Here is a 24,957-nt window from a genome sequence, read left to right on the forward strand (position 1 = left end):
TCGCTCACCAATTAACCCTAAGTTTAGCGTTTCAAACAACAATGTATGAAACTTAAAAACTTAGTCGCCCTGATGCTGCTGAGCGGCATAGGGCAATGGGCGTTTGCCCAGGGGACAAGCTATTCCCAAAGCTCACCATCAGGCAGAATTGCCTTACATTTTCAACTCTCTGCTCAAGGGGAACCCAACTACAGAGTCGATTTTTGGGGCAAACCGATTGTGGCAAAATCCAAACTGGGCTTTTACCTCGAAAGTGGTCAACTCAATCAGGGTTTTAAATTGGTTCAGCAAAATACCCGCCAGTTTGATGAAACCTGGCAACCGGTTTGGGGAGAGGTGGCCAATATCCGCAACCGCTACAATGAACTAAAGGTTGTGCTCGAAAATGCTACCGGGCAATTGGAAATCACTTTCCGGGTTTTTGATGATGGCATTGGCTTTCGCTACGGCTTACTGGGAAAAGTGGGCCAAAGCGGAGAGCTCAGTGTAATGGAAGAAGTCAGTGAATTTGCCATGACCGGCGACCACACCACCTGGTGGCAACCCGGTGATTGGGACAGCAACGAACACACTTACACTACGAGCCTCATTTCTGGGATCGACGGCAAAAAGTACTTAAACGAAACTTCCATTTCTACCCAATTCATTCCCGATTACCGGGCTTGCCAGACGCCCTTGGCGATGCGGACTGCCACGGGCGTACACCTGGCCATTCACGAAGCTGCTTTGGTCAATTTCCCGGCCATGCAGCTCAAGGTGAACAATGCCACCCGAACCTTTGGAGCGTTTTTGGTGCCGGGCAAAGATTTGTGGCGCAAAGCCAGCGTACCAGTTGGTTTTCAAACGCCTTGGCGGGTAGTCCTGATCAGCCCCGACGCTCCCGGTTTGTTGGCTTCCAAATTGATCCTCAACCTGAATGAGCCTTGCAAAATTACCGATGTAAGCTGGATCAAACCCGTAAAATATGTAGGAATTTGGTGGGAAATGCACCTGAACAAAGCTACTTGGGACTTCTCTGGCTCCCAAAATGGATCAAGCGCACAAGGCACAGCGGGACATGGCAAACATGGGGCCACTACTGCAAATACCCGCAAGTACATTGATTTTGCCTCGGAACACGGTTTTAAAGGGGTTTTGGTCGAAGGTTGGAACATTGGCTGGGAAGACTGGTTTGGCAAATGGAAAGAGGATGTTTTTGATTTTCAAACCCCCTACCCTGATTATGATTTACCGGGTTTGGCCAAGTATTCGCTTGAAAAAGGCGCACCAATTATCGTACACCACGAAACCTCGGGATCGGCTACCGGGTATGAAAAACACATAGATAAGGCATTTGACTTGATACAATCTCTGGATTTGCACGCCATCAAGACGGGTTATGTCGGGCGCATCATCCCCAAAGGTGAGTGGCACGATGGCCAGTGGATGATCAACCATTACAACCGGGTGCTGGAAAAAGCAGCAGCCAAACGCATCATGGTGGATGCCCACGAGCCCGTGCGGCCTACGGGATTGCATCGTACTTATCCCAACTTCCTAGCATCAGAAGCCACCCGGGGCAATGAATTCAACGCATGGAGCAAGGGGAATCCACCAGAACATGAAACCATCCTACCCTTCACGCGTGGCTTGGGTGGGCCTATCGACTACACACCTGGGATTTTTAACATCAAATTTTCAGAATACAAAGCCAGTCCTAACGAATACCAGGTGCACACCACCCTGGCCAAACAATTGGCCTTGTATGTGACCTTGTATTCTCCGCTTCAAATGGCCGCCGATTTGCCCGAGCACTACCAAAAACACCTGGATGCTTTTCAATTCATTAAGGATGTGGCGGTCGACTGGGATGATACCAAAATTTTGGCGGCAGCCATTGGTGATTACATCGTTACTGCGCGGAAGGCAAAGGGCTCGGAGAACTGGTTTTTGGGTGCCATTACCGATGAGTTGCCCCGCAACCAAAGCGTCAAACTTAGTTTTTTACCAGCTGGAAAAACCTATGTTGCGAAGATTTACGAAGATGCGCCGGATGCACATTGGAAAAACAACCCAACGGCCTACAAAATTCGCAGCATTGAAGTAAGCAATCAAAGTGTGTTGGCGCTAAAGTTGGCGGCTGGTGGAGGTGCAGCGGTAAGTTTGATTCCAAAGGAATAGGGCATAAGTAGTGGGGCAAAAATAAGTACTCAGAAAAATGAGCACTTATTTTTTTATCACCCCTGAGCTTAAAAAGTAGCTGCTTATTTCCAAAATTATTTTTGTTCTTTTCTTCAAAACCCTTACCTTTGCGGCGCTGTAACTGATTCTTGTGATCACTAACGGTATTAATTCCAATACAATGGCAGTTTATTTAACTCAAGAGAAGAAGGCTGAGATTTTCACTCAGTATGGCGGAGCCGCCGGAAACACTGGCTCTACCGAGGGCCAGGTGGCACTTTTTACTTATCGGATTCAGGAGCTTTCCAAGCACTTGAACGAAAACCGTAAAGATCACGCTTGCCGGCGCACATTGTTGATGCTCGTTGGTAAAAGAAAGCGTTTGTTGCAATACCTTGCTAAAAGGGATATTGTCAAATATCGCGAACTGATCGAACAATTGGGTATTCGTAAGTAATTCCCACACGAACAAGGAAGCGTTCTCTTTTCGAGGGCGCTTCCTTTGTTTTGAGGTGTATGTATTAATGCTGTGCAGACTGATTTTTGAGGTCAAAGAGCAATTTTTTTTGATGAGCAATCCTCTCCTCCTCATTTTTTTTCAACTTTTTTGTCCGTCCTGCATTTAACGCTTCAACACTTCAACCACATAGGATACAAGAAGGTTAAGACATATTCAAAAAGCGATTTCAATTTATGGGACAACAGATTCCAATCACGAAGTCTTTCAACTTGCCCGATGGTCGTGAAGTGATCATCGAAACAGGTAAGTTAGCTACCCAAGCCGACGGCTCGGTAGTGGTACGTTGCGGCAATACCATGATTTTTGCTGTAGCTACCTCAGACAAAGAAGCCCGCGCTGGACAAGATTTTTTTCCACTATCCGTGGACTATCAAGAAAAATTTGCCTCATCAGGTCGTATTCCAGGCAACTTCTTCCGTCGGGAAACCAAACTTTCCGATTACGAGATATTGTGTTCTCGTTTGGTTGACCGCGCCATCCGCCCGCTCTTCCCCGATCACTACATGAACGACACCCAGATCATTATCAACTTGATCTCGGTGGAGAAAAACGAAATGCCCGACGCATTTGTAGCACTCGCTGCTTCAGCTGCGCTGAGTGTGTCGGATATTCCCTTCCAGGGGCCTATCTCTGAGGTTCGGGTTGCCCGCATCAACGGCGAATTCGTCATCAATCCTGGCAAAGAAGAGTTAAAGGGAGCTGACATCGATTTGATCGTAGCAGCTACTTTGCAAGACATCACCATGGTTGAAGGTGAAGCCAAGGAAATGGACGAAGAATCCATGATTGATGCCCTGCGCATTGCCCACGAAGCGATCAAGGTACAGTGCCACGCCCAAATCGCCCTGGCCCAACTGGTAGGCGACAAAGCGCTGATCAAACGTGAAGTACCACCACTTCCCGAAGACGAAGAAGTGTTGGCGAAGCTCAAAGAACTGGTTGTGGACAAAATTCGCGCCGTAGCCAGTAGTGCTTCGGAAAAAAATGCCCGCAAAAAGAAATTTGAAGAGGTTAAAAAAGAAGCGGAAGCGGCCTTATCCGAAGCTTATGGCGAAGAGGCCTGGCCTGAGAAAAAACCCTTCTTCAAACGTTATTTCGACGTACTGAAGAAAAAAACCGTGCGTGAAGTCATCCTGGATGGCATTCGTTTGGACGGTCGTGGGCTCAGCGAAATTCGCCCAATCTGGTGCGAAGTAGACTATCTGCCTTCTACCCACGGATCTGCCATCTTTACCCGTGGTGAAACCCAGTCATTGACCTCTTTGACCTTGGGCACCAAGACGGACGAGCAGATGATCGACAACTCGCAAGAGATGTACCACGAAAAATTCATCCTGCATTACAACTTCCCGGGCTTCTCGGTAGGTGAAGTGAAGCCTTCCCGTGGCCCTGGCCGTCGTGAAGTGGGTCACGCCAACCTGGCAGCGCGCTCCTTGCGCAAAGTAATGCCTGCTGATTTGCCTTATACTGTGCGGATTGTATCAGACATTCTGGAATCCAATGGTTCTTCTTCTATGGCTACTGTTTGTGCAGGTACACTCGCACTGATGGACGCCGGGGTAAAAATCAAGGCACCAGTATCCGGTATCGCGATGGGTATGATCAAGGAAGGTGACCGCGTAGCGATCCTGAGCGACATCCTTGGAGATGAAGATGCACTGGGCGATATGGACTTCAAAGTGACCGGTACCGAAAACGGGATCACTGGTTGCCAAATGGACATCAAAATTGATGGTCTGCCTTACGACTTGTTGATCCGTGCCCTCAATCAGGCTCGCGAAGGTCGTTTGCACATCCTCAACGAGATGAAAAAGACCATCGAAGCGCCTCGTGAAGATTACAAACCACACGCACCACGCATTGTGGAAATCATCATCGACAAGAGCTTCATTGGTGCTGTAATCGGCCCGGGTGGTAAAGTCATCCAGGAAATCCAGGCTTCAACTGGTACACAAATCAACATCGAAGAAAAAGGCGACAAAGGTCACGTGACCATCGCTTCAGCCAATAAAGATGCCATCGACAAAGCCATTGAGTGGGTCAACCGCATCACCTTCAACCCAACGGTAGGTGACGTGTTCCGCGGCGTGGTGAAGTCGGTAATGCCTTATGGCGTTTTTGTCGATTTCAACGGCAAGAGTGGTCTTTTGCACGTATCCGAAATCAGCCATACCCGCATCGACAATGTGGAAGATGTGCTGAAAGAAGGCGACGAGATCAAAGTCCAACTGGTTGAAGTAGACAAAAAGACCGGCAAAATGCGCTTGTCTCGCAAATCCTTGTTGCCCAGACCTCCAGGAATGGAAGACAACGGCGGCGGCGACAATGGCGGCGGCGGCGAAAGACGCGAATACCGTGGTGATCGCGGCGGCGACCGTGGTGGCGACCGCAGAGGTGGTGGTGGCGACCGTGGCGGTGATCGTCGTGGCGGCGGTGATCGCGATCGCGGAGGCGACCGTGGCAATTGGGGCAACAACCGGGATCGGGATTAGTCCTGATGCTGTGTAGCAATAAAAAAGAAGCCTTCTGCTTGTAATGAGCGGAAGGCTTTTTTTGTTGGGGTAGTTCTGGTTTGAAGGTTTAAGCGACTTGAGGTGAATTGACAAATCATTAGTGAGCTTATGCACCATCTGAAACTCCTCTCCGAAAGTTTTAGACTTTCGGAGAGGTTAAGCAACGAAACAGTGCTTTGCTTGACATCCTCGAAAGTTTAAAACTTTCGAGGATGGGCTTTAGATTTTCGCACAAGTCATTGATTTTAAACCGCTTAAAGTCAATTAAACTTGACTCAAAGCCCCAACTTATCCATCCTTACCTTTTCATACTCCCCATCCTCTGCCGGATACCTCAACACCTTCTCAAATCTACCCGATTGCTTCGCCAAAGCCCAAATCAGGCTTTCGCCCGCGGGGATGGCATTCGGTACTTCCTGATAAATTTTATCTTCAAAAGCCTTGTCCGCATCGATTACTTCCCAACCATTGGCCTTAAAATGTTGAATCAGGTCATCCAGGAATAAAGCTGCAGCGAGGTTGTGATGCAATAAGAGAACGTGGTTAATCCGTCGATTGGTCAATTGGTAAGCCAGAGAGTCATAATATTGGGCTCGATTCAACAAATGGTCTTTGTAATATTCGCGAAAGCCCGAAACATCCGCCTTCGGATTTTCTTGTAGCCGTTTTACCAATCGGCCATGGATGTACCAATCCGAAGCATCAATAGAAACGTGGCCATTTTTGTAGCCTTTTTGGCTCATAAAGGCTCTGAAACCTTCCACTTTTTCTTTGGTATCACCCTCTTTAAGAAAGGGGAATCTGAAATAGGGTATGTAGTTCGAGTATTGTTTGATGATCACGTCGTTTCTACTCAATTCCGATTTAAAGGCTTCGAGGCTGGTGGTTTTGCTGTTGAAATTGACATGAGACATGGTATGGTTGGCAATGAAATGCCCGGCATTGTTCCAGGAACTCAATACATATTTCCCTTTTTCGGTCGATTTATTCGCTCCTGCTGAAAACAGGATGGCCTTGAGTTGGTGTTTGTTCAGGTTGTCCAGCAAGCGTTGGTTCCAGGTTTCCAGTTTGTATCCGCCAAAATCATTGATCGAGCCGTCGTCAAAGGTGAAAGAGATTTTGGGTTTGCTGTCCTCTTTTTCCGGTTGAGGATTGGATTGGAAAGAAAACATCAAGCTACCAACAGCAGTAAACCATAAAAAAGGCAAAATTCCAGGCCTGTACTTGATTGGATGCATGGTTTTTTATTTAAAACGAAGCTAACTTTTTCTATTGCATACAGCTAAGGTTTCCACTTTGTCGAAATAAGCTCCAATTCGGTAGGTGATCCTGCTATTTTAGTCTCATAGGAGTGTAACTTTCTTTATTTGTTATACTTTTCCTCACACCTTTATCGTACAATTTGCGTCTAAATAACTGTAAAAAGTGCAGATCATAGAAAAAAACTCTGATTTGCAATTTTTTCCTCATAAAATCAAGTTTTTCTCAAATTTTGAAACTATTTTTAAGAGGAAAGCGTATGATAAAGGGAGTAGAATGTAAAGTGAGCAACACTATCGTTGTACCCGGAAGCATTCCTCACTCATTGTTTAACCAAAGTATTCAACCCCATTGTTAAAACTTAATTCCAAAACTTCCTAAGTTATGCGTCAGCTAAAAATTACGAACAAGATTACGGCCCGCGAAAGTTTGGCCCTCGACAAATACCTGAACGACATCGGTAAGATTCCTATGCTTACTGCCGATGACGAAGCAGAAATGGCACGCCGTATTCGACAAGGCGACGACGATGCTATGGCCAAATTGACCCGTGCCAACTTGCGCTTTGTAGTGTCCGTAGCCAAGCAGTATCAAAACCAGGGACTTTCCCTAAGTGACTTGATCAACGAAGGCAACGTAGGTTTGATGAAAGCCGCCAAACGTTTTGACGAAACCAAAGGATTTAAATTCATCTCCTACGCCGTGTGGTGGATTCGCCAATCCATCCTGCAAGCGATTGTAGAATATTCGCGCATTGTTCGTTTGCCACTGAATAAAGTAGGCTCATACAATAAAGTCAATGAAGCGTATCTCGCCTTTATTCAGGAGTTCGAACGTGAACCAACGAACGAAGAGCTGGCCGATTTGCTGGAAATGAACCCCAAAGAAGTGGGGAATATGCTCAAAGGAAACGGCCGCCACGTGAGTGTGGATGCTCCATTGAGTGGCGAAGAAGGTGATTCAACCATGTTGGACGTCATCATTGATCAAGACGACATGGGCCCCGACTTCCGCCTGATGGAACAATCCCTCAAGGACGAAGTGAAACAAGGTTTGTCGATCCTCAACATCCGCGAAGTTGAAGTCCTTTCAGCTTATTACGGACTGGAGGGCCAAAAACCGCTTACCCTGGAAGAAATTGGTGAGATGTATGGTTTGACCCGTGAACGGGTACGCCAAATCAAAGAGCGCGCCATTCGCCGCTTGCGCAAATCATACAACCGCAACAATTTAAGATCTTATTTAGGCTAATTGGGTGAGTTGTTGCCCCTGTGCAGCAACCTTTTTGTTGTAACAGAGGGGACGAGAGGCATCAGTAATTACTGATTGTGCGGCTAGAAGTGAAGAACCACTGAATACTGTCTTTTGTCCCCATCTCTATTTTTTTTGCGCCGATCAAATCTCTGCCAATATGCAGCTCCTTTTTAAGGCATTTGTCCAATCGCTATGCTGCCTTGTTCTCTTTTTCACCTTATTTTCCTGCTCTTCCAAATCCGGTTCTTTTCCAACGGGCCCTTCACAAATCATGGTTTTTAAACCAGGTTTACGCCTGTTCTCCAGCCCGGGTAGCCAAGGCAAAGCTTTGCGTAAGCTCAAACACGGTGAGGTGCTGCAAGATCTTGGTGAGGTCAGTCCGTTTTTGACTCCCTTGTCCCTGAATGGCCAGGGATACATCGAGCCCTGGCTCAAGGTGCAAACGCAAAAAGGGGAAATCGGCTGGGTTTACGGTGCCGTTTTGTACAATCAACAGGAGCAGGCCTCCCAACAGGTACTATCCAAGCGCCTGGCTGCACTTTTTGGTACTTCCTTAGCTCAAAAAACGGATCAATACAAACACAATTTTGAGGCAGCTCAAACTGACCTGGAATTGGCCCAGGCTTACCATCAGTTCCGCGAGATCCTGGATTCAATGGGCTTGCATACTTCTTTCGCAGTGGCGGTAGACCCTACTTATACCCTGCCCAATTTGTCCTGGTTGCCCCAGTTACTGCCAGGGGTCGTTCCTCAAATGAATCCGAAACGGGATGACTACTATTTTTTCGCTCATTTTGGCGTGTACCAGCGAAAATCACAACAAACCAAAGGGCAAAGTGATGACGATTTTTTTGATTGGTGCATCCAGCAATTTCCACAAGACAGCATTGAATACCTTTACCCCAATTACCTCATCGAAACCGAACACGATGTAGCACATAGCCTGCTGGGCCGTGGTCTGCATTTTCAAGCACTTCAACAGTTGGACGCCTTGTACCGTCGAAAAACGGCCTTTGGCGATGATCTTATTGCTGCTAAAAATCGTTGCATTGACGATATTACTGCTTCTCGCGCCGCCTTTTGGGAGACGCGGAAAAAGATTATTGCCGAATTGACACAAATCTGCCGCTCAGATTTGGTGATCTTGACTAAAGCGGATAAAATTGCACTCGAAACCCGCTTGCTACAGCTCCAGAGGCCAGAAACCTATGGCCTTCAAACGGATGTGCAGTCAGGTAGGACGAAATAAACAATAAAGAATGGGCATACTCGCAATTTCAGCCATTATGGTAGCCGGGGCAGGCTTTTATTTGTTTTCACAAAGCTTCCCCAATTTTAAGCCGGGAGAAAAAAAGATTCAGGCCGACCTCAAGGCAATTCGCCAGGAAGTGCTCAAAACCATGCCCGACCTGACCCCCTTGCGCACTGAAGACCTGGAGTCTCTGTCCTCTAAGGAAATGGATAAAAGTGTCAAAAAACGAGCCACCACCGATCAGCGCGGGGTTTTTGTAACCATTTTTGAAGAACCCGCTGCGGCTTATTATTACCGCAAGTATCTATCCAACAAACGGGACGCCCTGCTTTTTGCCAAAACCTATCACCACGAATACAATTATTGGATCAAAGGTGATGAAATCAATCTGGCGATTGACCAGCAGCAACTCGGCGTTTACAACGAAAAAACAGGGGTACTCATCGGTGCGCGTAGTCAAAAAATGATTGCCAAACTGGACAAGTCCAAGCCTGAAAAAATGGAGATGACTATCCAGGGGCGGGCAGTTGGGAATATCGTGGTTCCTCGGCCAGGTGCCAAGGACACTTTGAGCCAGCGTTGTTTCGACTTTGTGCGCAATGATTTGAGCAAAGAGGAAGAAGCCATTTTGTTGGCCATCGCCATTTTTGAAATGGTGGAGCGAAAAGTATAAAAAACCAGCCGTCAGGATTTACTCCCAAGCGGCTGGTTAACACACTATTGATTATGTATGAAACAGTCTTTTCTCGCTCATAAATACTTGCGAATACGCTGCATCCCTTCCAAACAAGCGCGGGTATTGTGATAAGGGCATTTCCAAAAGCCCACTTTGTCTTCGGACGACATTATTTTTCCTTGCGCGTCAATTCCCCAAAACCATTCTCCATGTAGTTTGTCCTTTAAATGATTTTGGATATAGGCCCAACAGGACAAGGATTTTCCAAAAAAATGCTCCGCACGGGTCAATTCCCAGGCATTCAAAAAACCGACCATAGCCTCCGCTTCTACCCACCAGTGTTTTTCAGGCAAATGGTCTTCGTACAGCAAGGCTCCATTTTGGGCATCAAAACCCTCCCCTGCGGCTTCCGCTACCGCTACGGCCATTCGGCGGGCATCCTCCAGTCGATATCCTGCGATCTCGGCGGCCTCCAACAACAACCAGGCTGTTTCTATGTCATGTCCATAGGATACAGGCGCCGGAGAGGGATTCCACTCGGCATCAAAAAAACAGATCAGGTGATTCGTTTGAGCATCGATGATTTTATCCAAAAACAAATCAATCAGGTTCTTGAGCTGCTGATGCAATTCCGGATCGGGCCAACTGCGGTAAAAATTGGCGTAAGCCTCCAAAATGTGCAGGTGGGTGTTCATGGTTTTGGGATCATTGCGATCGCGAGGGCTCAAACGCAGGTCTTCCAGGGCTGAGCCATCTTGGGCTACCGCCTCCCAGTACCCATTGTTTTGAGGGTCAAAGCTGTGTTTTTCGATCCACTTAAAAATATCGACGGCCCATTGTGAAATTTCCGCTTGTTGCTCCTCATCCAACACCCGCAGGTACTCCGCCAAGGCATACAATACAAAAGCCTGGCCATAAATTTGCTTGCGGGTATTCAGGGCAGATCCATCCGATGAAACGGACCAATAGAAGCCACCAAATTGAGCATCATAAAAATGAGTGGAAAGAACGCCGAAGGCTCGCTGCGCTACCGCCAAATACATCGGATCATGGAGATTGGCGTAAGCTGCAGAAAAAGTCCATAAAATTCTGGCATTGAGCACCAGCCCCTTCGGCGCCGTATAATCCACTAGACCTTGGTTGTCCATTTTGCCAATAAATCCACCTTGCCGATGGTCGATGGTTTGAGTTGCCCAGAAATGCAGAATTTCGGTCAACTCACTTTGGAGCTCGGCGTCAAATTGATGGAAAATGGCTTTATCCTTGGAGAACATTTTTTCAAGTTATGAGAGCGAGGAGCGAAGCCCCGAACTCCGGGGTGTCCGTGCTTCGCCCTTGCGTATAACAAACTTAGACGTAATCGAAATCAAACTTTGCTATAAAGCCTTATTCCTTTGAATAATGGCCTTGAGGGTTTCTACACTCGCTGCCGAGCGGAATCCATCCTCTGGAGTGTTGATGCAATAGTCTACCAAACGAGCAAGCGAAGAAGTAGCTACGTGCAAGCGGGTATCGGAAGAAGCATAGTAGATAAAAACCGTCCCGTCATCATCCAGAATCCAGCCATTGGAAAAAGCTACATTGGATACATCCCCTACCCTTTCAGCGCCTTCTGGTGCCAGGAAATACCCGGCAGGTTGGTGAATGACCCTGGTCAAATCCTGTAAATCGGTCATAAACAGGTACAAGACGTAGCGCAATCCAGCCGCAGTATTGCGCACCCCATGCGCCAGATGTAACCAGCCAAAGGGAGTTTTGATCGGTGCCGGACCTTGGCCATTTTTTACTTCGTAAACCGTATGGTAACGCCGCTCGTGAATGATGGTCTCACTTTCGACTACTGCATTTTCCATGCTATCGGCCAACCCAAAACCGATGCCTCCGCCCGTGCCTGTACTGATGAAACCATCCTGTGGGCGGGTGTAAAAGGCATATTTTCCATTGACAAACTCGGGATGCAACACCACGTTTCGTTGTTGAGCTGACCCGGTTTTTAGGTCAGGTAGCCGTTCCCAATTGATCAAATCTTTGGTGCGAGCCATACCAGCCTGTGCAACTGCCGAAGAAGTATCCGAAGCCGGGACCGAAAGGTCTTTGCGTTCGGAGCAAAACAGCCCGTAAATCCAGCCGTCTTCGTGAGCCACCAGGCGTAGGTCGTACACATTGGTATCGGGATCGGCGGTTTCAGGCATGGTGATCGGATAATCCCAAAACTGAAACTGATCTATACCATTGGGGCTTTCGGCAATGGCAAAAAATGATTTTCGATCCATACCTTCCACCCGTGCAGCTACCAAATATTTCCCTTGCCACTTGATGGCACCGGCGTTAAATACTGCATTGATTCCAAAACGCTCCATCAAAAAAGGGTTTGTTTGTGGATTCAAATCGTAACGCCAAAACAGGGGGGTATGGGCAGCAGTAAGCACCGGGTTTTGGTGGCGCTCAAAAATACCATTGCCAGGAATAACTGCCTGATTGGGGGTGTGGATCAACTCCTGGTGTTGGGCCTCCAATTGAGCCAAACGTTGCTGAAAAAAAGTACTCATTTTAGTTTGATTTTCTGGGATGAGGCACCTTTGCCTCATCCCAAATCAAGAGTTTGTTGTGATCTTTAACCCGCTTACAGGCGATTGTTTTCTTGCAAGAGCAAAAGTGAACAATCTATTGTAAAACAAGGGTTGTATGTGGTCACAATTGACGGGGACAATTGTAACGGTTATTTGTGAAAAAAGCTTATTCAAGCGCTGGTCAATGTGTATTTTTGCACCAAAGAAATAAACATGCAATCATTAGACTTTTACGAACATCCCCACCGTCGCTACAATATCCTCACCGGTGAGTGGGTACTGGTTTCGCCCCACCGCACCAAACGCCCCTGGCAGGGCAAAGTTGAAAAAGCGGATACCAGTCGTAAAGCAAGTTACGATGCCACTTGTTACCTCTGCCCAGGCAACGAGCGCGTGGGGGGGGGCCAAAACCCCAATTATCCTGATACTTTTGTCTTCACCAATGATTTTGCCGCCTTGTTGGAAGTTTCATCTGATGCGCCTTTTCAAGAGGGACTGCTCCAGGCCAAAGGAGAACGCGGCATCTGTAAAGTAGTCTGTTTCTCCCCAGATCATGGGCTCACCTTGCCACAAATGGAGGTGTCGGCCATCAGCAAAGTAATTGAACTCTGGCAAGCGCAGTACCAGGAATTGGGTGCCATCGATTTTATCCAACACGTGCAGATTTTTGAAAATAAAGGTGAAATTATGGGTTGTAGCAACCCTCATCCGCATGGCCAAATCTGGGCTCAATCTACAATTCCTCAAGAGACACGGCTAAAAACCATCCAGCAAGACCAGTACTGGCATGATAATCAGCGTAGCTTGTTGGGTGATTATCTCGCTCAAGAGTTAAAGGAAGGCAGCCGGATTGTGCTGGAAAACGAGAATTTTGTTGCCCTGGTGCCTTTTTGGGCCATCTGGCCTTACGAAGCCATGATCATCCCCCGTCGCCAGATGCGGGACATCACGGGGATGGCTGAAGAGGAAAAACATGCTTTTTCCGAAATCCTGAAAGCCTTGACCATCCGTTTCGACAATTTATTTGAAACTTCTTTTCCCTATTCTGCAGGCATCCATCAAGCCCCTACCGATGGCCAGGAACATCCCGAATGGCATTGGCACATGAGTTTTTATCCGCCGCTGTTGCGTTCGGCTACAGTCAAAAAATTCATGGTGGGTTATGAGCTTTTTGCTGAACCCCAACGAGATGTGACAGCAGAGTACGCAGCAGAGCGATTGAGAAACCTGTCAGGACTTCATTATTCAGAGGCCTGAAATAGATAAAAAAAGAGCCGAAGGCTGATCAGCAACCTCGGCCCGAAGGCCCAGGTCTTTTTAACAATTTGGCAAAATTGGTTTGACCTGAGCGATAATTTTGAGCGTGCTTTACAAAAAAAAATTACTTTTAAATGGGAACCAAGAGAACCCCAAGGTTCTCTGGCTCCCGAACACCAAAGTTTAATTTGTTTTAGCTCCAAGAATGAGGAGAGCAAGCAGAACTCCGTTCGACGGGGAATTAGTCTGGGCTTCTTGGATTAAGCCAGGATGGACGGAGCTATGCCGTATTTCTTGGAAGAGGATAAACTTTGGTTCCATTTCTTTTGTGTTGATACAAAGGTAGATTCTTGGGTCAACAACCAAAAAGACGCCATTGTCTTGTTTGATTTTTGAACAAAATTTTTACACCTCTCAACACAAAACAACTGTCTATTTGTCAACAAATTGAAGAAGTTTAATCAAAGTTTAATTTCCTATGACCGAATCTGAAGCATTTGAGCAGGATGCAGAAAACCTAATTGAGCAATATCATTCCTATTGGTTAGGGCTAAGCACCTCAGAGCGGGTACTTTTAAAGGATTTTATGAATAGCCCTATGCACGCTTGCAATCAGCAAGTTCTAGACCTAAGCACATACCTCAGCACCCATTTTAAAAACAATAAAAATGTAAAATTTACTAATGAAGCCCTGATCAGGAAATACTCATCTGGACGAAAGGCCGAGCATTTGTCGACCCATTGGTCCAAATTTATTGAACAATTAAAGACCTTAATTGGCTTGATCGAGCATTTTTTGGTTTATCAACAAGTCATGGGTGAAAAACTTGTATACCAACGCTTGCTGGTCAAAAGCCTTAAGGAGCGCAAAAACAATGACTTATTCTTAAAGGCAGCGACCGATTTTCGTACAAGCCTCAATAAAAGCCAGCTTACTATTATGGTAGCTGCTGACAAATGGTGGCTGGAACATCAGTGTTATTATCACAAGTATACCGATCACTCTTCAGCTCAAAGCATTTTTGACCGCAACATCGCCGCCTTTGACACGTTCAATCAAGTTACTTTCCTCAGAAATTACCTGGAAATGCTCAATCGCAATGTGCCAAATGAGCCACTAATTGCACAATTTAATCTTGCCCTTGAACACATTTTGACCACACAGGCTAAATTTCCCACCTTGATCGAATTGTACATTACCCTGATCAAGATTTTGAAATGCACAGATGAAATACCTTCTCCTGATTATTTCGATTTTAAAAAAACCTTTTTTAATGGACAATATGAACTGGCCAAGGTGGATCAGCTGATTTTGGCCAAAACCTGCAGTAATTACCTCTATATCGTTTATACTCAGCTGGGTAGCCCTTGGCTAGATGAGGTTTTTGAGTGGTATGAATACATTAGCCAAAAAGGGCTCTATGGCCTTGATGGAACAACCTCAGAGGATGAATACATGAATTTTTATTTGATTGCTCTCGCCTTGGGGAAAAATAAAGAGCTAAGCTTCTTTCAAGAGACGTACACCAAAATGCTGGATCAAAAAGTCAAAGACCAGGTATTGAGTTTGTGTCAAACCTCTGCATTGCAAAAAGAGAATAAAATAGTGGAAGCCCTAGCCTTGTTGAATAATACTTTTCCATTGAATTCTAAAAAAAGCCTTAAATACGATTTACGCGCCAAGGAGTTGAGGGTCATGCTCAGTTATGATATCATGTTAATGAGACAAAAAGACGGCGATACAGTAGATGAACTGGAACGAAACATTGACAACCTAAAGAAATTTTGTCAACGATTAATCGAAAGCAATCGCTTGAGCGAAGATAGAGCTGCTCAACACCAAAATTTTCGAATTGTCGCCTCCAAACTTTTCTTGTTACAAAGCAAAGCCAAACAAGAGGAGAAAAAAGCCATTCTCCAGGACATCCAAAAGCTGATAGACAACAATGCTCCTTTGTCCTATCGGTCATGGATTTTGAAACAATTGGCTACGTTGGGGTAAATGTTGACCAATTTATAGTTCACTACTACCCCCTTCCTCAAACCACACCGGATCCTGTATTTCCGGATCCCCATTGTAATTTACGGTAATCTCCTCCCCTACTTCAATGTCCCGAATGCTCCAAATTTCGATAATGGCATTGTCCGGATCACACCAATACCGGGCATTAGACTGCCGCGAATGGTTGTACAAGGAGCCAAACCCCAGTGCGATCGCACACTCGTCGTCGTTTTCACCCCACAAAAAATAATAATCGTGCAGGAAGGTTTTATGGATAACCGGCAAGTCTTCCTTAGGGCAAGCAATAACCGGGCAAATTTCAATCAGGGAATCAGCCTGAATGGGTTCAGTCGAAAAAACTCCACGTCCACCCAATTCACTGGGCCCAAAATAGATCGAAGGAATGCGTTGCATAGTTATCTTAAGTGAAAAGTGAAAAGTGAAGAAGAGTGAAAAGTTACTGCTTTCATCACTCATCTTTTATCTTTCATCTTTATTCTTTGTCTTCTTTGCGTAACAAAAAACCTGGCCTCCCTTTTACTTCTTCATAAATCCGCCAGATGTATTCGGCTACGATGCCCAAACAAAAGAGCACGAGTCCATTAAAGAAGGCAACCAGCGTAATGATGGTTGTCCAACCAGGGATCGCAAAACCAAACAATTGACTTTCAGCAAAAAAGCGGGCATAAACCAGCAGAGGAATAGCCAAAAGACAGAGCAGCGAAATCCCCAGCCCAAGATAGGTAATCGCTCGAATGGGAAAAGCCGAGGAGGAGAAAAAAGTATCCATTGCCAGGCGAACTTTTTTCTGCCAGGTCCAGCGCGATTTACCCGGGCGTGAGGGGCGGTCGTAAGGTACAAAAACCGGATCAAAACCCAATCGCAGTACCTCCACCACCGAAGAAGTATGGATGGGATGGATGCAACTATTCATGATATCGATGATTTCTCGATCGGCCAAAAAACCATCGGCACCACCCGGGGGAAAGGTAACCTCCGATAAGGCATTCATGATGCGGTAATAGGTATTGGAAAAAAGATCGTTCAACCAGCCATCGTTGCGGGAAGTACGGTAGGAAATGACCAACTTGTGACCCCGCTCCCAAATTCGGTAACATTCCACCATGGTTTCCAGAGGGCGTTGTAGATCGTCGGGCATAAAAGTGATACAAGCCCCTTTGCACACCGACATCCCAGCAAAATGCACATATGGCGAGGTGTAGTTGCGACTCATGCGAAAAGGACGTACCCGAGGGTCTCCTGAAGCCAGTGTTTGCATCAACTCCCAGGTATTGTCTTTGGAGCCATCGTCGATGATGAGCATTTCAAAGGGGATATTTTCCTTTTCCAAACAATCACGCAATGCCTCATATGCTGGCCGGAGTCGTTTTTCACTGTTAAAGGCCGGAATAAGAAGCGACAATAACTTTGGGTGGATTTCGGTGTTCATGGAATCAGCAATGTTTAAATTTTTAGCCCGCGTAAGCTATTAACGATCAGCAGCCAACTAAAAAAGATCAGCACTGATGCCAACCAAAACGGCGCGGCAGGCAGCTGAATTGGAGCGGCCGCAGAGGTAAAATAGCCAAACAATTGGGTCATGATCAACGGCCCAACCACCGAGGTAAGGCTCATTACACTGGTGAGTGCACCGCGCAATTCGCCTTGTTCATTCATTGGAACCTGGTTCGACATCACTCCTTGCAAAGCAGGCATCGCAATCCCTCCCAAAGAAGCGAGGGCCGTGACAGCAAACATCATCCAACCTTGGTTAGCAAGGGCATACAGCACAAAACCAATACCATACAAGATCAAACCTACCGAAATGGACCGGTAATTGCCCAACTTAGGGATGATGGCACGAGTAAGTCCACCTTGCACCAGAGCGGCCATAACCCCTACAAAACCCAGAGAAAGGCCTACCATTTTTTCCGTCCACCCAAATTTGCCCATGCAGTAAAAAGTCCAGGTACTTTGGGTGGCAAAGCCTGCAATCATGATCAGCACATTGGGGAAAACCAATCCGAGTACGATGGGATAGCGACGCAAATTCAGCAGGGAATTGATGGGATTGGAACGCGACCATTCAAAAGGACGGCGATTTTCAGGCAAAAGAGATTCCGGCAATACAAAATAACCGTACAACCAATTGACCAAGGTCAGGCCAGCCGATACAAAAAATGGGACTCTTGCCCCATATTCGCCTAAAAAGCCCCCCAATACTGGCCCCATAATAAAGCCCAGGCCAAACGCAGCGCCAATCAATCCAAAGTTTTGAGCACGTTTTTCGGGTGGACTCACATCGGCAATATAAGCGCCTGCTGTAGTGAAACTAGCGCCGGTAATGCCAGCAATAATCCTGCCCACAAACAGCCAGCCCAGCGTTGGGGCAAAACCCAGCACGATATAGTCAATCCCAAACCCCAGCAACGAAAAAAGTAACACTGGCCTACGTCCGTACTGGTCACTCAATCCGCCCAAAATCGGTGAAAAAATGAATTGCATCGAAGCATAAGCAAAAATCATCCAGCCCCCATAACGTGCCGCCGAACTCAAACTTTCTCCGCTCAGCTCCATGATGAGTTTGGGCATTACCGGAATGATGATCCCCAGGCCCGTAACGTCGATGAGCATGGTGATAAAAATAAAGGTGAGTGCAGAGTTTTGGCGTTTTTGACTCATGTAGGTTGAATTTGGACGGTCAGTTAACGTGGTGAAGATAAGCAGCGGATAACGAAAAGTGAAAAATGAGTACGGACGATAAAAAAATAAGCGGGTAAAACAAGAAGAGCGTAAAGATGCATTTCCTCATCTTTACGCTCTTGCATAAATGAATCTATATCCAACTATCTTCCAAGTGCTTTCAATACGGTACTTCCCAGATCTGCTGGTGAATGTACCACATGAATACCACACTCTTCCATAATTTTCATCTTTGCTTCAGCTGTATCATCAGCACCGCCGATGATGGCACCTGCGTGGCCCATTTTGCGGCCTTTGGGTGCAGTTTGGCCCGCGATGAACCCAACTACAGGCTTGGTACCATATTTTTTCACATAGCGGGCTGCTTCAGCTTCCATGCCCCCACCAATCTCACCAATCATGATGATGGCTTCCGTTTCTGGGTCGTTCATCAGCAATTCAACCGCTTCCTTGGTAGAAGTACCAACAATAGGGTCACCACCGATGCCGATACAAGTGGATTGTCCGAGGCCAGCTTTAGTTACTTGATCGACTGCTTCGTAGGTCAAGGTGCCAGAGCGGGAAACGATGCCAATTGTCCCTTTTTTGTGGATAAAGCCGGGCATGATGCCGCACTTGGCTTCGTCAGGAGTAATCACCCCAGGACAGTTTGGTCCGATCAGGCGGCAATCGCGGTTGGCGATGTAGGCCTTCACCTTTACCATATCCTGTACGGGAATTCCTTCCGTGATGCAGATGATGACTTTGATCCCTGCGTCAGCAGCTTCCATAATGGCATCCGCAGCAAATGCAGGTGGTACAAAAATCACCGATACGTCGGCTCCCCCTTGCTTTACCGCCTGTTCAACGGTATCCCAAACGGGTTTGTCCAAATGTGTTGTTCCACCTTTACCTGGAGTAACTCCACCGATCAGGTTGGTCTTGTACTCCAACATTTGTGTGGCATGGAAGGTGCCCTCCTTGCCTGTGAACCCCTGTACAATGATCCGGGAATTCTTATTAACGAGAACCGACATGTGATTAAGTGTTTGGGGGTTGGAGTTTCTGTTTAACACCAATCGGTCACTGAGCAAAGCCGAAGTGTCGATTGGTGTTAAACAGAGACCATGGAACCCTTGCTATTTATTTTTCTTCTTCAATGATGAACACATCTTCCCCTTCCTTCTTCATGTAGTACTTTTCCCGGGCAAACTGCTCGCCGTTTTTCTGGAGGTTTTTGCGTTGCCGCTCGGCCTCCTGAATTTTTTTGGCGTAGTATTCCTTGTCCTGCTCCAACTTGTCCTTGGTTTTTTGCAATCTCCATTGTGTGATCACATCGTGTTTGTCGATGAAGATCATCCAAAAGAAAAAAACCGTCAGCAACAAAATATAGCGGTTCCGAAATGGCCCCGGAATCAGGTTGATGAAGGGTTGGATTGGATTAGTGCTCATGAATTTTCAGGTTTTATTGTTGGGGCGGCCCTATGTGGCCGCCCAGTGGTAGGGGCAACCACGTAGGGTTGCCCTTACCGCCAACGGAAAATGCCCGCACCAGGATAGATCGCTGCTTCAGCCAATTCCTCCTCAATGCGCAGGAGCTGGTTGTATTTAGCGATCCGGTCAGAGCGCGACATGGAGCCCGTTTTGATTTGTCCGGTATTCAATGCAACGGCCAAATCGGCAATGGTAGTATCTTCGGTTTCGCCAGAGCGGTGACTCATGACGGAAGTATAAGCATTACGGGTTGCCAAATCAACCGCCTGGATGGTTTCGGTCAAAGAACCAATCTGGTTGACTTTGATCAAAATCGAGTTGGCTGCATTTCTGGCGATCCCTTCGCGCAAACGCTTGGTGTTGGTTACAAAGAAGTCGTCGCCTACAATTTGCAGGCGGTTGCCCAACACTTTGGTCATTTCTACCCAGGTATCCCAGTCGTCTTCGGCCAAACCGTCTTCGATAGATACGATGGGGTATTTGTCCACCCAGCTTTTCCAGTAACCCACCATTTCAGATGAGGTCAACTTGTCGCCGCTGGATTTGTGGAAATGGTATACTTTTTCTTCTTCGTTGTAGAATTCGGAAGCTGCAGCGTCCATCGCAATCACGATGTCTTCGCCGGGGCGGTAACCCGCTACTTCGATCGACTTCAAAACGATTTCGATGGCTTCTTCATTCGACTTGATGTTGGGAGCAAAACCACCTTCATCCCCTACGTTGGTAGAGTAGCCGTTTTTCTTGAGAACCGTTTTCAGGTTGTGGAACACTTCCGCTCCCCAACGCAATGCCTCAGAGAAAGTAGGTGCACCGATCGGCATGATCATGAACTCCTGGAAGTCGATGCTGTTGTCCGCATGTGAACCACCATTGAGGATGTTCATCATCGGTACGGGCAGCGTAGCCGCATTTACTCCACCGATGTAACGGTAAAGTGGTTGGCCACAAGCTTCAGCCGCTGCTTTGGCAACAGCCAACGAAACGCCCAAAATGGCGTTAGCGCCTAGTTTGCTTTTATTTTCGGTACCATCCAGCTCGATGAGCAGTTTATCGATGTAAACTTGCTCAGTTGCATCCAAGCCAATCAGTTCATCCGCAATTTCTTCAATTACGTTGCTAACCGCCTTGTTTACACTTTTGCCCAGGTACTGGCTTTTGTCATTGTCGCGAAGCTCTACTGCTTCGTGTTTGCCCGTTGAAGCACCGGATGGAACGGCAGCACGGCCAAAATAACCGTCTTCAGTGGTTACTTCCACTTCTACCGTTGGGTTGCCGCGGGAGTCGAGAATCTGCCGGGCGTGAACATCAACAATGGTACTCATAAGTCCTTGTGTTGTTTGGTGAAAAAGGTACGCCGAAAACTGGAGTTGTTTCAATAAAAAAACAACTTCAATGCCGGCAGGTGTTTGTGTTTATATCGTCTATTCCATTAGTTTGACAAAATCATCAAACAGGTAACGTGCGTCATGTGGTCCGGGAGCTGCCTCCGGGTGGTACTGTACAGAAAAAGCTTTTTTGCCCTTCACCCGAATCCCCTCGATGGTATCATCGTTGAGGTTGATGTGGGTCACTTCTACTGTTGCTTCTTTGTCCCGGATCGCCTGTGGATCTACCCCAAAACCGTGGTTTTGGCTGGTGATCTCACAATGTCCGGTCAGCAGGTTTTTTACCGGGTGATTGATGCCCCGGTGGCCGTTGAACATTTTATACGTAGGAATATCCAGCGCCAGCGCCAACAATTGGTGGCCCAAACAAATCCCGAAAATGGGTTTTTCTTGCTTCAGGATTTCCTTGGCTGTTTGGATGGCATAATCCATTGCAGCTGGGTCGCCAGGGCCATTGGAAAAGAAGAAGCCGTCTGGATTGAATTCCTGCAACTCAGGCAACGTGGTTTTAGCCGGGAATACCTTGAGGTAGCAACCGCGTTCGGACATACACTCCAGGATATTGCGCTTGGTACCAAAATCAAGTACCGCCACCTTGTGCTTAGCATTGGGATCACCCACGTAGTAGGGCTCGGTGGTACTTACTTTGGAAGCCAGTTCCAACCCATCCATGGAAGGCACTTTTGCCAACTCTTTTTTCAATTCCACAATATCCAAAATTTCAGAAGAAATAATGGCATTCATGGCACCTTTGTGGCGGATGTGCCGCACAATCGCACGGGTATCCACGTCGGAGATGCCTACAAGGCCTTCTTTTTCGAAATAATCCTGGATATCGTCGTCGGCTTGGTCGCGGGAATATTGAACGGTGAAGTTTTTGCAAATTAGGCCGGCAATTTTGATGCTACCCGACTCTACTTCACTGGATTTGGTGCCGTAGTTGCCAATGTGTGCATTGGTGGTCACCAACAATTGACCGAAGTAAGAAGGATCTGTAAAAATTTCCTGGTAGCCAGTCATTCCGGTGTTGAAGCAGATTTCGCCGGTGGTGGTGCCGATTTTTCCGGCAGCCTTCCCGTGGTAAACGGTACCATCTTCCAGTAATAGAATCGCGGGGGTATAGTTGGGTTCTTTACTGAACTTCTCTTCCATTGCTTTAATTTGGGTGCAAAATTAATGATTGATGGGGAAAAAGGGGAGGAAAAATGAAAGATTGATAGTTTTTTTTTCTGTTGATTACGACTTCTAATTGGTAACAAGAGCAAAAAAAGGGTCGAAAGTAAACTTATCTTTGGAAAAAGCTTCATTTTCCACTTTCCCCAACAAAAAAGGCGACACCAGGTTTCCCCAGCATCGCCTTTTCCTTGAATAATCCGTATTGGTTTATTCCTTATCTTCTGCTTCAGTTGCAGTTTCTTCAGTTGTTTCAACAACTTCGGTAGCTGTAGTTGTAGCTGCAGGCGTAGCCTCAGTTTTGGCTTTGCCACCACGGCCACGGCGACGACGTTTGCTGTCCGCTTTAGCCTCAGCACCTGGGTTGTACAATTCGTTGAAGTCTACGAACTCGATGATCGCCATGTCAGATGCGTCACTACGACGGAAGCCAATCTTGATGACGCGCAGGTAACCACCGGGGCGATCGCCTACCTTTGGTCCGATTACATCAAACAACTCCTTGATCGCCTCCTTGTTCTGGAGGTAGCTGAACACTACGCGGCGGTTGTGGGTAGAGTCGTCTTTGGCTTTGGTTACCAGCGGCTCCAAATGCACCCGCAGTGCTTTTGCCTTGGCCAAAGTAGTGGTGATGCGCTTGTGTGTGATCAGCGCAATGCTCAGGTTCATCAACAGAGCCTGGCGGTGCTCGGCCTTACGGCCAAGGTGGTTGTGTTTTTTTCCGTGTCTCATTTTATTGAGTTCTTGTCTTCGCAACACTATCGCAGGAAGCGACGGTTATTGCAAGGTCCCAGGACTATAGTCTTGGGTTGGTGATGTATATAGGCACCCACAGCATCTCCCAAGACTAAAGCGAGGGTGGTGTATGTAGGCTCCCACGTTACGCTCCCACGGCTAAAGCCATGGGTTGAGCCGTATGTGGGCCCCCACGGTTAAAACCGTGGGTTGCCAGAGTTACTCTTCGTCGAGTTTGTACTTGGACAGGTCCATGCCGAAGGTAAGTCCCTTTTCCTGGAGGAGTTCTTCGATTTCCACCAAAGACTTCTTACCAAAGTTGCGGAACTTGAGCAGCTCGTGGGTGTCGTAGTGTACCAATTCAGCCAGAGTGTTGATCTTGGCAGCTTTGAGACAGTTGTACGCACGAACGGACAGGTCCAAATCTTCGAGTGAAGTTTTCAGCAGCTTGCGCATGTGGAGGATGTGCTCGTCCACAATGTTGTCTTCGCGGCTGGAAGCGTCATCGAAGGTGATATTTTCATCTGTGATCAGCATCAGGTGCTGGATCAGGATACGGGAAGCTTCCTTGATGGCGTCTTCGGGGTGGATGGTTCCATCCGTTTTCACCTCAATGGTCAACTTTTCGTAGTCGGTCCGTTGCCCTACCCGCGTGTTCTCAATGCGATAAGACACATTTTTGATCGGGGTGTAGATGGCATCAACCGGAATTACGCCGATGGGTGCATCTTTAGGCAGGTTGTCGTCGGCAGGAACGTAGCCACGCCCCTTAGTGATGGTTAACTCCACCTCCAGGTTAACGAATGGCTCCATGGTGCACAACAACAATTCAGGGTTCATCACCCGGAAAACGTTGGTGTGGTCTTCGATGTCACCAGCGCGAAACTCTTCCTTACCATTGATGGTCAGGTAGATTTTTTCGGTGCTAATGTCTTCGTCACCCATCATTTTCTTCAGGCGAACTTGCTTGAGGTTCAGGATGATCTCCACTACATCTTCTACAACGCCACGGATAGTACCGAACTCATGGTCGACACCAGCGACGCGCACTGCAGAAATTGCATAGCCTTCCAGGGAAGAGAGCAACACCCGGCGAAGGGAGTTACCTACAGTTTGACCGAAGCCTGGTTCAAGGGGTTTAAACTCAAAAAGACCTTCAAAATCGTTGGCTTTTTGCATTACGATCTTGTCCGGCTTCTGGAAATTAAGAATGCTCATATGCGGATAATGGACTTTGAGAAGGATGAATTGACCGGTCTCTACACGTCAGAACGTCTTCCAACGTTGATCTCCAAACAAAGTATGTTGAAGCACCTAAAGGCTTTATTTTATACCCTCGAATTGTTCATTCTCCAGCTATAAAATAAAACCTTTAAGCACCTAAACGTTGCGATTACTTAGAGTACAATTCGACGATCAGCTGTTCGTTGATCTTTTCGGGAATTACGTCCCGAGTAGGGTACTCAATGAAACGTCCTTCGAGTTTATCAGGGTTGAATTCCAACCAGGTAAATCTGCGAGATTCTGGGCTGCGGTTGGCAACACTATCGCGGATAACTTCCATACTTTGCGACTTACCACGCACCGAAATCACGTCACCAGGACGCAATTGGTGAGAAGGGCTGTTCGAAAGGATGCCGTTAACCAGAATGTGTTTGTGGCTGACCAGCTGACGCGCTCCACTACGTGTGCGAGCCAAACCGATGCGGTAAACCACATTGTCCAAACGAGCTTCAAGCAATTTGAGCAACCATTCGCCGGTTACCCCGTGCTTCGCGGTAGCTCTTTCAAAAGTGCCACGGAACTGACGTTCCAAAACACCATAGATATATTTAGCCTTTTGTTTTTCGGCTAACTGAACTGCATAATCAGAACGTTGACGGCGCTTACGCATGGCACCGTGCTGACCAGGAGGAAATTTGCGGCGTTCAAAATACTTATCCGCACCGTAAATGGCTTCTCCGAACGTTCTAGCTTTCTTGGTCCTTGGACCCGTATATCTTGCCATTGTGATGAATTGCTTT

General features: G+C 47.1%; 21 protein-coding genes. 8 read left to right on the top strand and 13 right to left on the bottom strand.

Annotated features, from left to right (window positions below; translation table 11 throughout):
* Positions 1-45: 45 nt before the first annotated feature.
* The 3 genes from ACO08K_RS06325 to ACO08K_RS06335 all read left to right on the top strand — a co-directional run bounded on the left by ACO08K_RS06325 (position 46) and on the right by ACO08K_RS06335 (position 5,172).
* The gene (locus ACO08K_RS06325; RefSeq protein ID WP_421795549.1) at positions 46-2,160 is read left to right on the top strand and encodes a glycoside hydrolase family 97 protein; all 2,115 of its coding nucleotides are present in this window, start codon (positions 46-48) and stop codon (positions 2,158-2,160) included.
* A 181-nt stretch (positions 2,161-2,341) separates the two neighbouring features.
* Positions 2,342-2,617, top strand: a complete 276-nt coding sequence (gene rpsO, locus ACO08K_RS06330) for a 30S ribosomal protein S15 (protein ID WP_421795550.1) — start codon at positions 2,342-2,344, stop codon at positions 2,615-2,617.
* Positions 2,618-2,853: 236 nt separating this feature from the next.
* Positions 2,854-5,172, top strand: a complete 2,319-nt coding sequence (locus tag ACO08K_RS06335; RefSeq protein WP_421795551.1) for a polyribonucleotide nucleotidyltransferase — start codon at positions 2,854-2,856, stop codon at positions 5,170-5,172.
* A gap of 296 nt (positions 5,173-5,468) precedes the next feature.
* On the opposite strand, the gene ACO08K_RS06340 is transcribed toward ACO08K_RS06335, so the two are convergent.
* Positions 5,469-6,431: a polysaccharide deacetylase family protein gene (locus ACO08K_RS06340; RefSeq protein ID WP_421795552.1), complete on the bottom strand. Its 963-nt coding sequence runs from the start codon at positions 6,429-6,431 to the stop codon at positions 5,469-5,471.
* A gap of 406 nt (positions 6,432-6,837) precedes the next feature.
* On the opposite strand from ACO08K_RS06340, the gene ACO08K_RS06345 reads away from it, so the two are divergent.
* The 3 genes from ACO08K_RS06345 to ACO08K_RS06355 all read left to right on the top strand — a co-directional run bounded on the left by ACO08K_RS06345 (position 6,838) and on the right by ACO08K_RS06355 (position 9,632).
* Positions 6,838-7,704 (top strand): sigma-70 family RNA polymerase sigma factor, encoded by an 867-nt coding sequence (locus ACO08K_RS06345; RefSeq protein WP_421795553.1) that lies wholly within the window; start codon positions 6,838-6,840, stop codon positions 7,702-7,704.
* 274 nt (positions 7,705-7,978) lie between these two features.
* Complete coding sequence (locus tag ACO08K_RS06350) at positions 7,979-8,956, top strand: SH3 domain-containing protein (RefSeq protein WP_421795554.1); 978 nt, start codon at positions 7,979-7,981, stop codon at positions 8,954-8,956.
* A gap of 10 nt (positions 8,957-8,966) precedes the next feature.
* Positions 8,967-9,632: a hypothetical protein gene (locus ACO08K_RS06355; RefSeq protein WP_421795555.1), complete on the top strand. Its 666-nt coding sequence runs from the start codon at positions 8,967-8,969 to the stop codon at positions 9,630-9,632.
* Positions 9,633-9,709: 77 nt separating this feature from the next.
* Here the strand turns inward: ACO08K_RS06355 and ACO08K_RS06360 are convergent, their stop codons facing one another.
* Positions 9,710-10,909, bottom strand: coding sequence for an AGE family epimerase/isomerase (locus ACO08K_RS06360; RefSeq protein ID WP_421795556.1), 1,200 nt, complete (start codon positions 10,907-10,909; stop codon positions 9,710-9,712).
* A gap of 102 nt (positions 10,910-11,011) precedes the next feature.
* Positions 11,012-12,184 (bottom strand): glycosidase, encoded by a 1,173-nt coding sequence (locus tag ACO08K_RS06365; RefSeq protein ID WP_421795557.1) that lies wholly within the window; start codon positions 12,182-12,184, stop codon positions 11,012-11,014.
* Positions 12,185-12,418: 234 nt separating this feature from the next.
* On the opposite strand from ACO08K_RS06365, the gene ACO08K_RS06370 reads away from it, so the two are divergent.
* Both ACO08K_RS06370 and ACO08K_RS06375 read left to right on the top strand, forming a co-directional pair.
* On the top strand, positions 12,419-13,462 hold the full coding sequence (locus ACO08K_RS06370; RefSeq protein WP_421795558.1) for a UDP-glucose--hexose-1-phosphate uridylyltransferase: 1,044 nt from the start codon (positions 12,419-12,421) through the stop codon (positions 13,460-13,462).
* Positions 13,463-13,940: 478 nt separating this feature from the next.
* Entirely contained in the window at positions 13,941-15,464 is a 1,524-nt protein-coding gene (locus tag ACO08K_RS06375) for a hypothetical protein (RefSeq protein ID WP_421795559.1), read from the top strand.
* 12 nt (positions 15,465-15,476) lie between these two features.
* Here the strand turns inward: ACO08K_RS06375 and ACO08K_RS06380 are convergent, their stop codons facing one another.
* The 10 genes from ACO08K_RS06380 to rpsD all read right to left on the bottom strand — a co-directional run bounded on the left by ACO08K_RS06380 (position 15,477) and on the right by rpsD (position 24,941).
* Entirely contained in the window at positions 15,477-15,878 is a 402-nt protein-coding gene (locus tag ACO08K_RS06380) for an SET domain-containing protein (protein WP_421795560.1), read from the bottom strand.
* A 79-nt stretch (positions 15,879-15,957) separates the two neighbouring features.
* Positions 15,958-16,914, bottom strand: coding sequence for a glycosyltransferase family 2 protein (locus ACO08K_RS06385; RefSeq protein WP_421795561.1), 957 nt, complete (start codon positions 16,912-16,914; stop codon positions 15,958-15,960).
* A 14-nt stretch (positions 16,915-16,928) separates the two neighbouring features.
* Positions 16,929-18,146, bottom strand: a complete 1,218-nt coding sequence (locus ACO08K_RS06390) for a TCR/Tet family MFS transporter (RefSeq protein ID WP_421795562.1) — start codon at positions 18,144-18,146, stop codon at positions 16,929-16,931.
* A gap of 164 nt (positions 18,147-18,310) precedes the next feature.
* On the bottom strand, positions 18,311-19,183 hold the full coding sequence (gene sucD, locus ACO08K_RS06395; protein WP_421795563.1) for a succinate--CoA ligase subunit alpha: 873 nt from the start codon (positions 19,181-19,183) through the stop codon (positions 18,311-18,313).
* A 106-nt stretch (positions 19,184-19,289) separates the two neighbouring features.
* Positions 19,290-19,598, bottom strand: a complete 309-nt coding sequence (locus ACO08K_RS06400) for an FtsB family cell division protein (protein ID WP_421795564.1) — start codon at positions 19,596-19,598, stop codon at positions 19,290-19,292.
* A gap of 74 nt (positions 19,599-19,672) precedes the next feature.
* A complete protein-coding gene (eno, locus tag ACO08K_RS06405) occupies positions 19,673-20,962 on the bottom strand; it encodes a phosphopyruvate hydratase (protein WP_421795565.1) in 1,290 nt (429 codons plus the stop codon).
* A 99-nt stretch (positions 20,963-21,061) separates the two neighbouring features.
* The gene (gene carA / locus ACO08K_RS06410) at positions 21,062-22,177 is read right to left on the bottom strand and encodes a glutamine-hydrolyzing carbamoyl-phosphate synthase small subunit (RefSeq protein WP_421795566.1); all 1,116 of its coding nucleotides are present in this window, start codon (positions 22,175-22,177) and stop codon (positions 21,062-21,064) included.
* A 231-nt stretch (positions 22,178-22,408) separates the two neighbouring features.
* Positions 22,409-22,930 (bottom strand): 50S ribosomal protein L17, encoded by a 522-nt coding sequence (gene rplQ / locus ACO08K_RS06415; protein WP_421795567.1) that lies wholly within the window; start codon positions 22,928-22,930, stop codon positions 22,409-22,411.
* 222 nt (positions 22,931-23,152) lie between these two features.
* A complete protein-coding gene (locus ACO08K_RS06420) occupies positions 23,153-24,151 on the bottom strand; it encodes a DNA-directed RNA polymerase subunit alpha (protein WP_421795568.1) in 999 nt (332 codons plus the stop codon).
* 175 nt (positions 24,152-24,326) lie between these two features.
* Positions 24,327-24,941: a 30S ribosomal protein S4 gene (gene rpsD, locus ACO08K_RS06425; RefSeq protein WP_421795569.1), complete on the bottom strand. Its 615-nt coding sequence runs from the start codon at positions 24,939-24,941 to the stop codon at positions 24,327-24,329.
* Positions 24,942-24,957: the final 16 nt, after the last annotated feature.

Source organism: Haliscomenobacter sp. (assembly GCF_965225875.1).
Classification (GTDB): domain Bacteria; phylum Bacteroidota; class Bacteroidia; order Chitinophagales; family Saprospiraceae; genus Haliscomenobacter.